This window comes from Neisseria sp. CP9 (assembly GCF_047758525.1).
Lineage (GTDB): Bacteria > Pseudomonadota > Gammaproteobacteria > Burkholderiales > Neisseriaceae > Neisseria.
This window is the reverse complement of sequence record NZ_CP180502.1, coordinates 1,849,085-1,862,612: the sequence shown is the minus strand read 5'-3', so window position 1 is coordinate 1,862,612 and position 13,528 is coordinate 1,849,085. Positions and strand designations below refer to the sequence as shown.

The window sequence follows — 13,528 nt, the reverse complement described above, 5'->3', positions numbered from 1 at the left end:
ACAATCGGCTTCCCTTAACATAAAGATAATGCGCCCTACTTTCAAGGCGGGCGAATGTGAAAAACCGTAAGGTTTCGGCACATTTTTTCAGACGAGGTCGTCTGAAACGGCATACACGCTCATAGCAACTTCTTGATATCGTTTTCGATTTCTTCCGGCGTCATGCTGGGCGCAAACCGTGCCGTCACTTCGCCTTGCCGATTAATCAGGAATTTGGTGAAGTTCCAGCGGATATCGCTTGCCTGATGCTTGCTGCCCCATGCCGCCAACCGCAACACCGCTTCTTTCAACATATGCCCGCCCCTATCCTGCGGCTGTTGCGCTTTTAAATACGCATAAAGCGGCGATGCGGATGCGCCGTTTACGTCGATTTTTTCAAAAATTTTGAACGCTGTACCAAATTTTGTCTGACAGACGGAAGCAATTTCCCGACTGCTCTCCGGCGTCTGTCCGCGAAATTGGTTGCAAGGGAAATCCAATATCTCCAAACCTTGCCCGCTGTAACGTTCATAAAGCTGCTGCAATGCCGTATATTGCGGCGTCAATCCGCAGCGCGTCGCGGTGTTAACAATCAGCAGCACCTTTCCTCGGTAAACACTCAGGGAAACCGGATTGCCCTGCGCATCGTTTAATGTGAAGTCGTAAATATTCATGTTATTTGTTCAAAAAAGTTAGAGAAAACAAATCGAGTCGGGCAAACACCGGCTGAAATTTTGATCCGTATGTTTCATTTTGAGTGATGATTTTTATAGTATTTCAACAATGCCATCATTTCTTTTGCTTTCTTTTTTCCATGCCGCTCGTCAGTGACAAAATCTTCTGCTTGATTGCCCAATTCATTTTTGATGTTCGGGTTGGCACCGTTTGCCAAAAGTATTTCAAGTATCGCCACATTGCCGTTGAAACAGGCGTTTTGGATGGGCGTAAAACCCATTTCGCCCTGTTTGTTGACATCCGCGCCATGTTGAATCAGCAATAGAACATCTTCGCGAGCTTGATTGATGACTGCCAAATTCAGCAAGGTTTCATCCATAGTACCCACATCATGCACGGAAGCAATACGGGGATGCGAGGAGAAAGCCAAGTTATTTTGATATTTGGCGAACAGGTTGGTCAGATTTTGATTCATTATTTATCCTGAAACGATGTTGTTTGAGACACGGATATGTTTTCAGACGACCCCGATAAACCTGCGCTATTGTTTTTATAATTTATCGTCAACCCATATGAAAAAACACCGCTTTCGCAAGCGGTGTCCGGTAAAGCAGCAATTATTTGCGCAGACCCAAGCGGGTGATCAGGGTGCGGTATGTATCAGGTTGAGTACGGCGCAAGTAAGACAACAGACGGCGACGTTGGCTGACCATTTTCAACAGGCCGCGACGGCTGTGGTGGTCTTTAGGGTTGGCTTTGAAGTGGGGAGTCAGGTCGTTGATACGGAAAGTCAACAGAGCGACTTGTACTTCAGAAGAACCGGTATCGCCTTCTTTACGTTGGAAATCTTTAACAATTTGTGCTTTTTGTTCTACGGTCAATGCCATGATGGATAACTCCGAAAAATAAAAGAACCGTCATTTGTTAAAACTCGGGTTCGGACAAGTTTGACGAGCAGGAAACCCGTTCAAACTCCTGAAGTCTTTTTGTAAAGACGGGCGGATTATGCCACAATTTGGACGGTTTTGCACGATTAAATCCCGCCTTCAGGCTTTGTTTTATCAAGACTGTGGTTTTCAGACGACCTTGCCGCCCTAGAAACTACTCCCCCGCCACGGTCATACTCTCAATCAGCACCGAACCGATTTTGTTGGAAGAGCGGCGCAGCGCGTCGTTGGCAGTGCCGACGATGCCAAGGTACATATCCTGCAAGCGGCCGGCGATGGTGATTTCTTGGACGGGGTGGCTGATGATGCCGTTTTCCACCCAAAAACCCGCCGCGCCGCGCGAATAGTCGCCCGTGATGGTGTTCACGCCCTGACCCATCAGTTCGGTAACCAACAATCCCGTGCCCATTTCTTTCAGCAGGTCGGACTGCGTTTCGTGCGTATGGTTCAAATAAAGGTTGTGTGCGCCGCCGGCGTTGCCCGTGGTCTGCATACCGAGTTTTCTTGCGCTGTAACTGCTGAGGAAATAACCTTCGACGATGCCGTCGCGGATAACGAAACGCGGCTGCGTGGCGACGCCTTCGGAGTCGAAATAAGTGCTGCCGAAGGCGCGGGGAATGTGCGGTTCTTCGCGCAGGCTGAGGAAGTCGGGCAGGACTTTTCTGCCTATGCTGTCAATCAGGAAACTGCTTTGGCGGTAGAGCGCGCCGCCGCTGAGTGCGCCGACGAGGTGTCCGATAAGGCCGCCTGCGACGGTGGTATCGAAGAGGACGGGATAGCTGCCTGTCGGGATGCTGCGGCTGTTCAGACGACGCAAGGTGCGCTCGGCGGCGGTTTTGCCGATTTGCTCGGGGCTGTCCATGTCTTGATGGCGGCAGGCTGCGTCGTACCAGTAGTCGCGCTGCATACCGTTTTCGTCGGCGGCGACGATGCTGCACGAAATGCTGTGGCGCGTGCCTTGTTGGTGGGCGGTGAAGCCGTGGGTGTTGCCGTAAACGTATTGGTAATGTCCGGTCTGAACGCCTGCGCCTTCGGAATTTTCGATGCGTTCATCCGCGCTCAGGGCGGCTTGTTCGCATTGTTTTGCCAACTCGATGGCGGCTTCCGTGCTTAAATCCCATTCGTGGTAACGGTCGAGTTCGCCGACGTGTTGCGCCATAAGCGAAGCATCTGCCAGACCTGCGCAATCGTCTTCGGCAGTGTAGCGGGCGATGTCGATGGCGGCTTTGACGGTGTCTTGCAGGGCTTTTTCGGAGAAGTCGGCGGTGCTGGCACGTCCTTTGCGTTTGCCGACGTACACGGTAATATCCAACGATTTGTCTTGCTGGAATTCGATTTGTTCGATTTCGCCCAGCCGTACGCTGACGCTTTGTCCGATGGATTCGCTAAAGTCGGCTTCGGCAGCCGCCGCGCCCATGTTTTTTGCCAAATCCAAGGCGTGTCCGCATAAGCCGGTCAGCTCGGAGGCGGTGTGGTTAAACAGCATAAAAGGTTTCCTGACAGAGGTTTGCGGCATTTTAACCGTTTTCAGACGACCTCGGCAAAAATACCGCCACAGAAGATATAGTGGATTAAATTTAAATCAGGACAAGGCGACGAAGCCGCAGACAGTACAAATAGTACGGCAAGGCGAGGCAACGCCGTACTGGTTTAAATTTAATCCACTATAAAAGATCGTCTGAAAACGCCGTTTCAACAGGGCGTTGACGTGAAACCTGCCCGAACGTGCTAAAATACCCGAAACAAAATTAAAGGTTTATCAAAATGTTTGAAAACGAAGACGAATGGGTCAGCAAAACCCAAATGAAAAAGCAAATGAACGATTTGCAGGCTTTGGGCATGGAGTTGACCAAACTCTCAACCGATACGCTGAAAAAAATCGGCTTGGACGAAGATTTGTACGAAGCCGTCGTTACCTACAAAAAAATCACGTCCAACGGCGCGCTCAAACGCCAAAGCCAATTCATCGGCAGGCTGATGCGCGACACCGACCCCGCGCCCATCGAAGCCTTCCTCGCCAAACTGCGCGGCGAAAATACCGCACACAACGCCTTCTTGCAACGCGTCGAACAAGCCCGCACGCGCCTCTTGGCAGACGACAACGCGCTTACCCAGTTTATGGCGGACTTCCCTCATGCCGATGCAGGCAAATTGCGCACCTTAATCCGCAACACGAAAAAAGAGCAGGAACAAAACAAACCGCCGAAAAACTTCCGCGCCCTCTTCCAAGAAATCAAATCCGTCATGGAAGGCGATCAGAGCGATTCGGAAGAAACGCAGGATTGGGCAGAATAAATATCGAGGTCGTCTGAAAACGGGTTGGGGGTTCTGTAAATCCCACCGCCCCGTTTTCAGACGACCTTTTCAAATTTCATATAATCTTATTAAAATATATCGTCATTTTTCAGACATCCCTTTAACAATAAAACAAACCAACCTTTTCAAGGACTACTCTTATGAAACTTCGCCTTACCCTCACTGCCCTCCTTGCCTTATCATTAAACGGCTGTATGACTCAAGAACTGTGGGAAGAGGATAAAAAAGTAGAAAAAATCACTTTTCATCCGATTACTTCCGACCAAGTACACTCTTTCGGCATCGTCAACAAAGACAATGACCAACTTGAAAAAGGCAGCATCATCATGATGGGCGAAAAATACTGGTTCGTCATTAATGCCAAAGATTCAAAAGACCTGACGCCTATCCTTAATGTCAAACTCGACAAAAAATTCCAAATTGCCGATGCCAAAAAATATAAAAAAGACCTCAAAGCCCTGCCTGTTGTGGTCAACAATGAAAAAGAAGCTGATTTCACCACCGATTTCTGCCTACGCTACGACACTCAAAAAGCTGACGAAATCGCCAAACTGAAAAACCTGTCATTTGAAACCGGCAAAGGTAAAAACAACACTGTCTACCACCGCTGTGTTCACGCCAAAGGCAAATACTACGCCACCCCGAAAAACCTGCCCGCCGACTACAAATTTGAACAAAGCATTCCTGTCTCCATCGGCTATACCACTTCTCGCGTATACACCAGTCCGGTGAAAGTAGTAGGTACTCTGTTGCTGACACCGCTGACGCTCACCGTTGACGCCCTTACCCCGGTACTGTTCATTCCTGCCATGATGACAGGTCCCAGCTTTACCCCAAGCTTTTAACAAACCCGTTACGCCCGTTTTCAGACGACCTTTCCGTCCTTGAATACATCAAACATATTTCCACACACCATGCCCGTCAAAATCCAAACTCGACCCGTCAACCAAAACATCCTCGATGACTTGCTCACCGCCGGCGCCGACCCTTTAATCGCCCGGCTGTGCGCCTCGCGCGACGTGCAGAGTCCCGCCGAATTGGACGACAAACTCGCCGGCCTTCTGCCTTATCAATTGCTGACGCATTGCGAAGCCGCCGCCCGCCGTTTGGCGGATACCATCGAGCGCAAGGAAAAAATCCTGATTGTCGCCGACTACGATGCAGACGGCGCGACCGCGTGTTCCGTCGGCATGAGCGGCTTGGCGGCGATGGGCGCGGCGGTGGATTTCCTCGTACCCAACCGCTTCGAACACGGCTACGGCTTGACGCCCGAACTTGCCGAAATCGCCGCCGCGCAAGGCGTGGATTTGCTGGTTACGGTCGATAACGGCATCGCCAGCATCGCGGGCGTGGCGCGGGCGCAGGAATTGGGTTTGGCCGTCATCGTAACCGACCACCACCTACCCGCCGAAACCGTACCCGACTGCATCATCGTCAATCCGAACCAAAAAGGCTGCGGCTTTCCCAGCAAAAGTCTGGCAGGCGTGGGCGTGATTTTTTATGTGTTGATGGCGTTGCGTGCCGAATTGCGCCACCGCGATTATTTTTCAGACGACCTCAGAGAACCGAATCTGGGCGAACTTTTGGATTTGGTCGCACTCGGCACCGTCGCCGACGTCGTCCCCCTCGACCACAACAACCGTATCCTCGTGTCGCAAGGTTTGAAACGGATGCGTTCCGGCAAAATGCGGCCCGGCATCCGCGCCTTGTTTGAAGTGGCGCGGCGCGACTGGCGCAAAGCGCAGCCTTTCGATATGGGTTTCGCACTGGGTCCGCGCATCAACGCCGCCGGACGGCTCGACGATATGTCGGTCGGCATCGCCTGCCTGTTGGCGCGCGACGACGCAGAAGCGCAGACATTGGCGGCGCAGTTGAACGACCTCAATATCGAACGCCGCGAAATTGAGCAATCCATGCTGCAAGACGCGCTGAACGCCTTTCCCGAAACACTCCCTTCAGGTCAGACGACCCTAGTCGCCTACCGCGACGACTTTCATCAAGGCGTGGTCGGCATCGTCGCCAGCCGCCTCAAAGACCGCTTCTACCGCCCGACCATCGTGTTCGCCCCCGCGGACAACGGCGAAGTGCGCGGTTCGGGGCGTTCCATTCCCAATCTGCACCTGCGCGACGCTTTGGATTTGGTGTCCAAACGCCACCCCGATTTGATTTTAAAATTCGGCGGACACGCGATGGCGGCGGGCTTGAGCATACTCGAACACAACATTCCCGCGTTTCAGACGGCCTTTGAAGAAGCCGTGCGCGAAATGGTGTGCGAAGACGATTTGTCGCAAACTTTCATCACCGACGGCAGCCTGAAAGCCTGCGACATCACGCTGGAACAGGCGCAAAACCTCGCCCGCCACGTTTGGGGACAAGGCTTCGCGCCGCCGAGCTTTACCGACGAGTTTCACGTCATCCGCCAGCAGCCTTTGGGCGCGGAGGGTAAACACAAAAAAGTCTGGCTGCAAAAAGATGGCTACGAATTTGAAGCCATGTTCTGGCGGTGCAGCGAAGACATCCCCGAATACATCCGCACGGTTTACCGCCCCGTGGCAAACGAGTGGCGCAATCAGATGGAATTGCAGCTTTACATCGACTATTGGGAAGCCGCTTAAGGTTTATACAAGCAAAGGTCGTCTGAAACCGAAAATCGGGTTTCAGACGACCTTTTATTTAGGGCAGATAATTGTGCATTAATTTGAAATATTATCCGTTTCCGATGATAGCTCACCCGCACAACTTGTATTTAAATTTCAAAAAAGCAGCTTTATCCGCATGATCAAAACCAGCCAACCGAAAGAAAACAAAATCAAAAATCACCCTTCTATTCAAACACTTTAGACGCAATTTGTGATGAATCAAACTTCCTGACAGATAAACCCGCGATTGCTTGTCAGTCGGTAGATTTTAAAACATAATGCTTACGCGCCTAAGTATTGGAGTTTTACTACAAATAAATGATGGGTAAACCGTACGCAGCGCAGCAGTTCCAGCCAATCAACTCAAAGCAAGGAAGGCCTAAAATGAAAGTAACCAGTTTCGGCGAAGTGTTGTGGGACGATTTTCCAAGCGGCAAAGTGTTGGGCGGTGCGCCGCTGAACGTTTTGGTCCGTTTGCAATCCTTCGGAGTCGATACCGCCATCATCAGCCGTCGCGGCGATGATGCCGACGGAGAAGAGCTGCTGCGACAAATCAAAGCGAAAAACGTCAATACCGACCTGCTGCAAGTGTGCAAAGAATGTGATACCAGCCTTGTCAAAGTCATCTTGGACAAATGCGGCAGCGCGTCATACGAAATCGTGTATCCCTGCGCTTGGGACCGCATCATCGTCGAAGATGCCGCCTTGCAGCGTGTCGCCGAATCCGATGCCTTCGTATTCGGCAGCCTTGCCACCCGCGACGAGATTTCCCGTGCGGCATTAGACAAACTGATGGAAAAAGCCAAATTCAAAATCTTCGACGTCAACCTGCGCAAACCCCACTACGATACCGACCGCCTGCTTGCCACCATGAAGCGTGCGGATATGCTCAAACTCAATGACGACGAATTGTACGAACTGTCCGCAGTTTACGGCTCGCCCTACCACAGCATCGAACAAAACATTACTTACCTCACCCAACTAACCGGCGCAAAAATCATCTGCGTGACTTTGGGCGGACACGGCGCGGTTTTATACAAAGATGGCGAACTCTACCGCCACTGCGGCTTCCGCATCAAAGTTGCCGATACAGTCGGCTCCGGCGACAGCTTCTTGGCAGGACTGACTTACAAACTGCTCAACAATGCCGAGCCGCAAGAAGCCATTACCTTCGCCTGCGCACTCGGCGCCCTAGTCGCCTCCAGACACGGCGCAACGCCCGACATTTCCTTACAGGAAATCGAAAGCTTAATGAATCCGGCTTGATGTTTGTCATCAACGGATCATTCACAACAAAAGGTCGTCTGAAAACGGATTTTCTGTTTTCAGACGACCTTTTATATAGCCAATTGACTTTTCAAAACAAATGCTTACGTTTAAGCCTATTTTTCGGACTGTTTACCAAACCGTCACGAACTGCCCCAAATCGGTATTTTTTGCACCACTACCCGCTTCGGTCGGCGAACCGACCATCATCAGCCCGATGATTTTATCTTTGTCTTCACAATCAAACGCTTCGCGCAAAAGCGGGCTGTTGACCCACATTCCGGTAATCCACACATTGTCAAAGCCTTGCGCGGACGCGGCAAGCTGCAACCCGTAAGCGGCGCAGCCCGCACTCAACATTTGCTCCCACTCTGGCTTAGGTTTCGCCACTTCTCGGTTGGGCGCAAAAGTCACGCCGATCACCATAGGCGCCATATTGCCGACTTTCTCGGCTTTTTTCATCGCATCATCGCCAAAGTTCAACTCGGTAACCGTTTGACGCAACAATTCGCGGAAACGTTGCAAGCCTGCCTCGCTTTGAATGACGGTAAAACGAAACGGACGCATATTGCCATGGTCGGGAACCTGCGTAGCCGCTTGCAGCATATATTCGAGCTGTTCCGCATTCGGCGCGGGGGCGGTAAGTTTTTTAGACGAGCGACGTGTGGTCAAAAGTTGTAAAGCATCCATATTTTATCTTTCAATTCATTTGAAACATCGGATTCATCTTGAACAGGATTCCTTATCAAACCATCCAATCGATACTGACTGTATGCGGAAAATACTGCGACAGATGGTGCAAACCGATTTACCAACGCTTAAACGCTTAGCAAGCGATTCTCTTTAGGCTGGCAAGAACAAGGTCTATCCGTTCAAAACGAACCCTCTATAGTGGATTAAATTTAAATCAGGACAAGGCGACGAAGCCGCAGACAGTACAGATAGTACGGCAAGGAAAGGCAAGGCAACGCCGTACTGGTTTAAAGTTAATCCATTATATATAGCACAAAGCCGGTTTGAATGCCATGTTTGATGACGCAACAAAAAGGTCGTCTGAAAACTTTCCCAGTTTTCAGACGACCTCTTCAAATCGCGATCATGAAAAAATCAGACCACGACTTCTTCTTTCTTCTTCACTTCCTTCGCGATATTGTCGCGGCTTAAGCCGAACATCAGCAAGAGCGGACTGGCTACCAATACCGAAGAGTAAATACCGAACACGATGCCGATAGTCAATGCCATTGAGAAACCGTGCAACGCTGCGCCGCCGAACACCAGCATGGAAACGACCATTGCTTCGGTCGAGCCGTGGGTAATGATGGTACGGCTCATGGTGGCGGTAATCGCATTATCGATGACTTGCGGAACGGTGTGTCCGCGCATACTTGGTTTACGGAAGTTCTCACGGATACGGTCGAAGACGACGACGGATTCGTTCACGGAATAACCCAATACGGCAAGGATACCCGCCAGTACGGTCAGTGAAAATTCCCATTGGAAGAAGGCAAAGCAGCCTAAAATAATCACGATGTCGTGCATATTCGCAATGATGGCGGATACGGCAAAACGCCACTCAAAGCGCATCGACAGGTAAACGATGATACCCGCCACGACAAAGCCCAATGCCATCAGACCGTTGGTTACCAACTCTTCACCGACCTGCGGGCCGATAAATTCGACTTGGCGCAGGGTAACGTCAGGCTGCTCTTTTTTCAACAAGTCCATAACCTGATTGGAAAGCTGCGCTGAAGTTACGCCTTCTTTATTGGGCAGGCGAATCATAATGTGTTTGTTCGTACCCAACGCCTGAACTTGAACATCGCCCATTTTCAGGGTATCGAGTTTTTCACGGGTTTTATTGACGTCCACGCCCTGCTGATATTGCACTTCCATCACGGTACCGCCGGTAAATTCGACGGAGAAGTTCAAACCTTTGGTAATGAGGAAGAATACGGCGGCAATGAAGGTTACCAACGAAATAAAGGTCGTCAGTTTGCCGTAGTTCATAAACGGGATGTCGCGTTTGATTTTAAAGAGTTCCATGTCTTACTCCTTGCCTGCCACTGTTTCGGCTTTGGGTTTCCATACTGCGCCGATGGAAATATTCTGCAATTTGCGGCGGCGTCCGTACCATAAGTTAACCAAGGCGCGGAAGACGACGACGGATGAGTACATCGAAGTCAGGATACCCAGACAGTGTACGACGGCAAAACCGCGAACCGGACCGGAGCCGAATACCAACAGGGCGATACCGGCAATCAGCGAGGTCAGGTTGGAGTCGACAATGGTTGCCCATGCGTGTTGGAAACCGAGGTTGATTGCCTGTTGCGGCGGCACGCCTTCGCGCAACTCTTCGCGGATACGTTCGTTAATCAATACGTTGGAGTCAATCGCCATACCCAACGTCAACGCCAATGCGGCAATACCGGGCAGCGTCAACGTTGCCTGCATGGCAGACAATATACCGACTAAGAACAAAATATTGGTACTCAGGGCGATGGTCGAGAAAAAGCCCATCAAGCGGTAGTAAACCACCATAAACAACGCAACGGCAGCAAAGCCCCACAAGGTGGAATTGAAACCTTTTTCAATGTTTTCTTTACCCAAAGACGGGCCGATGGTGCGCTCTTCCACGATTTGCATCGGTGCAGCGAGAGAACCTGCACGCAGCAACAAAGAAGTATCATTGGCTTCCGCCTGCGTCATGCTGCCGGAAATTTCCACGCGTCCGCCGGTAATAGCTGAGCGGATAACCGGTGCGGTAACCACTTCGGATTTGCCTTGATCGATCAACACCATCGCCATGCGTTTGCCGACGTTGGCGGCGGTCAATTCACCAAAAATACTGCCGCCTGCGCTATCCAAGCTCAGACTGACTGCTGGAGCACCCATTTGGTCGAAACTTGGTTGTGCGTCGTTAATATTGTCACCGGTCAGTTCAACTTGTTTGTTGATCAGCAAGGTTTGTGGATGATCACCACTACTGGACAACAGCTCGAAACCGCTCGGAACATTGCCTTCCAAAGCCTCGCGCACTTTGACAGGGTCGTCTTCTACCATACGCACTTCCAAAGTCGCGGTACGGCCGATAATATCTTTTGCTTTAGCAGTATCTTGCACACCCGGCAGCTGCACGACGATGCGGTCGAGGCCGGATTGCTGGATGACAGGTTCAGCCACGCCCAGCTCGTTGACACGGTTATGCAAGGTGGTGATGTTTTGTTTCACCGCATCAGAGCGTACTTTATTAATCGCTTCTTCGGATAATGTCAGCGTGATGTTATTGCCATCAGCGTTCAAATTTGCCTCAGGGAAAAGCTGACGCAGCTTAGGCATGGCTTTTTGTACGTCGGCAGTGTCCTGCATCGGAACAATCAGACCGTTTTCAATCTGACGGACGGTACCGGTACGGATTTTTTCACGGCGCATTTCGCGGCGGATGTCGCCCGAATAACGTTCAAACGTTTTCTGCATCGCAGCTTTCATATCCACCTGCATGGTGAAATGCACGCCGCCGCGCAAGTCCAAACCCAAGAACATCGGGTTAGCGCCGATTTTGGCCATCCATTCGGGGCTGTCCGCCAACAGGTTAAGCGCGGTGATATAGCCATCGCCCAAAGTATTTTCGATAACGTCGCGGGCTTTAAGCTGGGTTTCGGTATCTTTGAAACGCACTTTCAGCGAGTTGTTCGCAACAAACATCCCGTCGGTCTGAATACCAGCCTGTTTCAGCGCGGCATCCACTTTGGACTGGGTCTGTTCGTTGATAACGATGGCTTGTCGGTTGGTTGATACCTGTACTGCGGGCGTTTCACCGAAAAGGTTGGGCAGCGAATACACTACGGCAACCAAAATCGTGCACGCAATCAGCAGGTATTTCCATAAAGGATAACGGTTCATGGTAAACCTTCGATTTATTATGAAGACAAACAGCCGCGCTCAGTTTTCCGAGGCGGCTCTTGGCAAAAATACGGATTACTCGGCTTTGGCGGCAATCGCGTTACGTTCCACTTCGACTTCGATTTTTGCACCTTGACCGATGTCTACGGTGAAAAACTGTTCGCCGACTTTGGTAACACGGCCTTTGAAGCCTGCTGCCAAAACAACCTTATCACCGACTTTCAGATCAGCAAGCATGGCTTGGTGTGCTTTGAATTTCTTTTGTTGGGGACGCATGATCAGGAAGTAGAACACCACCATAATCAGCACTAAAGGGGCAAATTGGGCCACAGTTTGATTCATAATTCGTCCGTTTTCTAAGAGATTAAAATTAAGTAAAACACCGCTTGCGGCAGAAAAAAGCATTGGTACAGCCGCAAAATTAAGCTATTCTAAAGGTCGTCTGAAAAATTTCCAAGCCTTTCCCTATTTATTAACCATATTTATCATGTCAGGTCGTCTGAAAATGAAGTTTCAACGACATTTAAAACCTGACTTCTTCCCACCAACGACAGGCCCCGCGCCCTTTTCCTCATGAAAAAACTCATTCGACGACTGCGTACGCGCCTACGCCGCCTTTTGGGTAAAAATGCGCGCACGGTCTGGATTTCTCATCCCGTTTTTGCACAACACCACCCCGGCGTAGGACACCCCGACTCGCCCGAACGCACTGCCGTTATCGAAGCCGAACTCAAACGCCAGGATATTTGGCGGCATCTGCAAACTGTCGAAGCCGAAGAAATCAGCGATGCCCGCCTCGCCTTGGTTCATCCGCGCAAATACCTGCGCTCACTCGAAGCCTGCCTGCCCCAGCCGGACAAAATCTACCGTCTCGACGGCGACACCGTCATGAGTCATGGTTCGCTCAAAGCTGCCCGTCACGCCGCAGGTGCTGTCGTTCAGGCGGTGGATATGGTGATGAATAAGAAAGCATGGCACGCCTTTTGCGCCGTCCGCCCACCCGGACATCACGCGCACAGCGATAAAGCCGGCGGTTTCTGCCTATTAAACAACGTCGCCGCAGGCGTCATGCACGCCATCGCCGAATATCGACTCCAACGCATCGCTATCATCGACTTTGACGTCCATTACGGCGACGGCACAGCGGAAATCTTCAAAGATGACCCGCGCGTCCTGTTTATGAACCTTTTTGAAACCGACCTCTTCCCATTTCCCGAAACCAACCATTCCGCCAACGGCGCCAATATGTTGCACCTGCCTTTCGCTTCCAACACCGGCAGCCGCGTCTTCCGCACTACCGTACGCGAAAAATGGTTGAACAAACTGACCTCATTCAAACCCGAACTGGTCTTCCTGTCCGCAGGTTTCGACGGACACAAACAAGACGAAACAGGTCGTCTGAACCTGCACGAAGCCGATTTCGCTTGGTTGACACACAAAATCATCCAAGCCGCTCCAAGCTGCCCCGGCAGAATCGTCTCCGTACTGGAAGGCGGCTACACGCTCGAACCTTTGGCAAAATCCGCCGCAGCCCATATCGGCGTCTTGGCAGGACTCCCCAAAGCAGGCTATGTCGCCGCTTATCAAAAGCATTTGAAACGCGGTGGACAGAAGAAAGAAAATACCGGCCCTGCAAGCCAAATAGGTCGTCTGAAAACAGAAACTAGATTCTAACTTGGTTTAAGGCATACTTTGGAAACATGAACAAATCGGCCTAAACCATCCGCTGGATCACCGATTTCGGCTTTTACTTGAATCAAATATAAGAAACCAAGAAAAAAACCTCTGTCAGACAGAGGTTTTTTA

General features: G+C 50.9%; 13 protein-coding genes and 1 pseudogene. 6 read left to right on the top strand and 8 right to left on the bottom strand.

Annotation, left to right across the window (positions count from 1 at the left end; genetic code table 11):
- Positions 1-119: 119 nt before the first annotated feature.
- The 4 genes from ACMYUL_RS08915 to pmbA all read right to left on the bottom strand — a co-directional run bounded on the left by ACMYUL_RS08915 (position 120) and on the right by pmbA (position 3,087).
- Positions 120-653 (bottom strand): glutathione peroxidase, encoded by a 534-nt coding sequence (locus ACMYUL_RS08915; RefSeq protein WP_415770058.1) that lies wholly within the window; start codon positions 651-653, stop codon positions 120-122.
- A 74-nt stretch (positions 654-727) separates the two neighbouring features.
- Positions 728-1,129 carry an ankyrin repeat domain-containing protein gene (locus tag ACMYUL_RS08910; protein WP_342031045.1) on the bottom strand — a complete coding sequence of 134 codons (402 nt, stop codon included), beginning with the start codon at positions 1,127-1,129 and terminating at the stop codon, positions 728-730.
- 142 nt (positions 1,130-1,271) lie between these two features.
- Entirely contained in the window at positions 1,272-1,541 is a 270-nt protein-coding gene (gene rpsO / locus ACMYUL_RS08905; RefSeq protein ID WP_003679932.1) for a 30S ribosomal protein S15, read from the bottom strand.
- A gap of 214 nt (positions 1,542-1,755) precedes the next feature.
- The gene (pmbA, locus tag ACMYUL_RS08900) at positions 1,756-3,087 is read right to left on the bottom strand and encodes a metalloprotease PmbA (protein WP_342031046.1); all 1,332 of its coding nucleotides are present in this window, start codon (positions 3,085-3,087) and stop codon (positions 1,756-1,758) included.
- 70 nt (positions 3,088-3,157) lie between these two features.
- Between pmbA and ACMYUL_RS08895 the strand changes: the two are divergent.
- The 5 genes and pseudogenes from ACMYUL_RS08895 to ACMYUL_RS08875 form a co-directional block, all read left to right on the top strand.
- Positions 3,158-3,268, top strand: a pseudogene (locus ACMYUL_RS08895) (IS5/IS1182 family transposase); the annotation flags it as partial.
- Between the two features lie 97 nt (positions 3,269-3,365).
- On the top strand, positions 3,366-3,896 hold the full coding sequence (yjgA, locus tag ACMYUL_RS08890; RefSeq protein WP_342031047.1) for a ribosome biogenesis factor YjgA: 531 nt from the start codon (positions 3,366-3,368) through the stop codon (positions 3,894-3,896).
- Positions 3,897-4,057: 161 nt separating this feature from the next.
- Positions 4,058-4,762 (top strand): hypothetical protein, encoded by a 705-nt coding sequence (locus ACMYUL_RS08885; protein ID WP_342031048.1) that lies wholly within the window; start codon positions 4,058-4,060, stop codon positions 4,760-4,762.
- Between the two features lie 69 nt (positions 4,763-4,831).
- Positions 4,832-6,532, top strand: coding sequence for a single-stranded-DNA-specific exonuclease RecJ (recJ, locus tag ACMYUL_RS08880; RefSeq protein ID WP_342031090.1), 1,701 nt, complete (start codon positions 4,832-4,834; stop codon positions 6,530-6,532).
- 408 nt (positions 6,533-6,940) lie between these two features.
- Positions 6,941-7,822, top strand: coding sequence for a carbohydrate kinase (locus ACMYUL_RS08875; RefSeq protein WP_342031049.1), 882 nt, complete (start codon positions 6,941-6,943; stop codon positions 7,820-7,822).
- Between the two features lie 132 nt (positions 7,823-7,954).
- Here ACMYUL_RS08875 and ACMYUL_RS08870 read toward each other — a convergent pair whose 3' ends face one another.
- The 4 genes from ACMYUL_RS08870 to yajC all read right to left on the bottom strand — a co-directional run bounded on the left by ACMYUL_RS08870 (position 7,955) and on the right by yajC (position 12,064).
- Positions 7,955-8,512 carry a nitroreductase family protein gene (locus ACMYUL_RS08870; RefSeq protein WP_342031050.1) on the bottom strand — a complete coding sequence of 186 codons (558 nt, stop codon included), beginning with the start codon at positions 8,510-8,512 and terminating at the stop codon, positions 7,955-7,957.
- Positions 8,513-8,929: 417 nt separating this feature from the next.
- Positions 8,930-9,865 carry a protein translocase subunit SecF gene (gene secF, locus ACMYUL_RS08865; RefSeq protein ID WP_342031051.1) on the bottom strand — a complete coding sequence of 312 codons (936 nt, stop codon included), beginning with the start codon at positions 9,863-9,865 and terminating at the stop codon, positions 8,930-8,932.
- A gap of 3 nt (positions 9,866-9,868) precedes the next feature.
- Positions 9,869-11,722 (bottom strand): protein translocase subunit SecD, encoded by a 1,854-nt coding sequence (gene secD, locus ACMYUL_RS08860; protein ID WP_415770053.1) that lies wholly within the window; start codon positions 11,720-11,722, stop codon positions 9,869-9,871.
- Positions 11,723-11,797: 75 nt separating this feature from the next.
- On the bottom strand, positions 11,798-12,064 hold the full coding sequence (yajC, locus tag ACMYUL_RS08855) for a preprotein translocase subunit YajC (RefSeq protein WP_049228571.1): 267 nt from the start codon (positions 12,062-12,064) through the stop codon (positions 11,798-11,800).
- A gap of 231 nt (positions 12,065-12,295) precedes the next feature.
- On the opposite strand from yajC, the gene ACMYUL_RS08850 reads away from it, so the two are divergent.
- On the top strand, positions 12,296-13,396 hold the full coding sequence (locus ACMYUL_RS08850) for a histone deacetylase family protein (RefSeq protein WP_415770051.1): 1,101 nt from the start codon (positions 12,296-12,298) through the stop codon (positions 13,394-13,396).
- Positions 13,397-13,528 lie beyond the last annotated feature (132 nt).

Excerpts from the sequence above, each read along its gene's own strand:
- yjgA (WP_342031047.1), top strand. The coding sequence starts at position 3,366 with ATGTTTGAAAACGAAGACGAATGGGTCAGCAAAACCCAAATGAAAAAG.
- yajC (WP_049228571.1), bottom strand. The coding sequence starts at position 12,064 with ATGAATCAAACTGTGGCCCAATTTGCCCCTTTAGTGCTGATTATGGTG.
- ACMYUL_RS08870 (WP_342031050.1), bottom strand. The coding sequence starts at position 8,512 with ATGGATGCTTTACAACTTTTGACCACACGTCGCTCGTCTAAAAAACTT.
- ACMYUL_RS08850 (WP_415770051.1), top strand. The coding sequence starts at position 12,296 with ATGAAAAAACTCATTCGACGACTGCGTACGCGCCTACGCCGCCTTTTG.
- ACMYUL_RS08910 (WP_342031045.1), bottom strand. The coding sequence starts at position 1,129 with ATGAATCAAAATCTGACCAACCTGTTCGCCAAATATCAAAATAACTTG.
- ACMYUL_RS08915 (WP_415770058.1), bottom strand. The coding sequence starts at position 653 with ATGAATATTTACGACTTCACATTAAACGATGCGCAGGGCAATCCGGTT.
- recJ (WP_342031090.1), top strand. The coding sequence starts at position 4,832 with ATGCCCGTCAAAATCCAAACTCGACCCGTCAACCAAAACATCCTCGAT.
- ACMYUL_RS08885 (WP_342031048.1), top strand. The coding sequence starts at position 4,058 with ATGAAACTTCGCCTTACCCTCACTGCCCTCCTTGCCTTATCATTAAAC.
- secD (WP_415770053.1), bottom strand. The coding sequence starts at position 11,722 with ATGAACCGTTATCCTTTATGGAAATACCTGCTGATTGCGTGCACGATT.
- secF (WP_342031051.1), bottom strand. The coding sequence starts at position 9,865 with ATGGAACTCTTTAAAATCAAACGCGACATCCCGTTTATGAACTACGGC.
- ACMYUL_RS08875 (WP_342031049.1), top strand. The coding sequence starts at position 6,941 with ATGAAAGTAACCAGTTTCGGCGAAGTGTTGTGGGACGATTTTCCAAGC.
- rpsO (WP_003679932.1), bottom strand. The coding sequence starts at position 1,541 with ATGGCATTGACCGTAGAACAAAAAGCACAAATTGTTAAAGATTTCCAA.
- pmbA (WP_342031046.1), bottom strand. The coding sequence starts at position 3,087 with ATGCTGTTTAACCACACCGCCTCCGAGCTGACCGGCTTATGCGGACAC.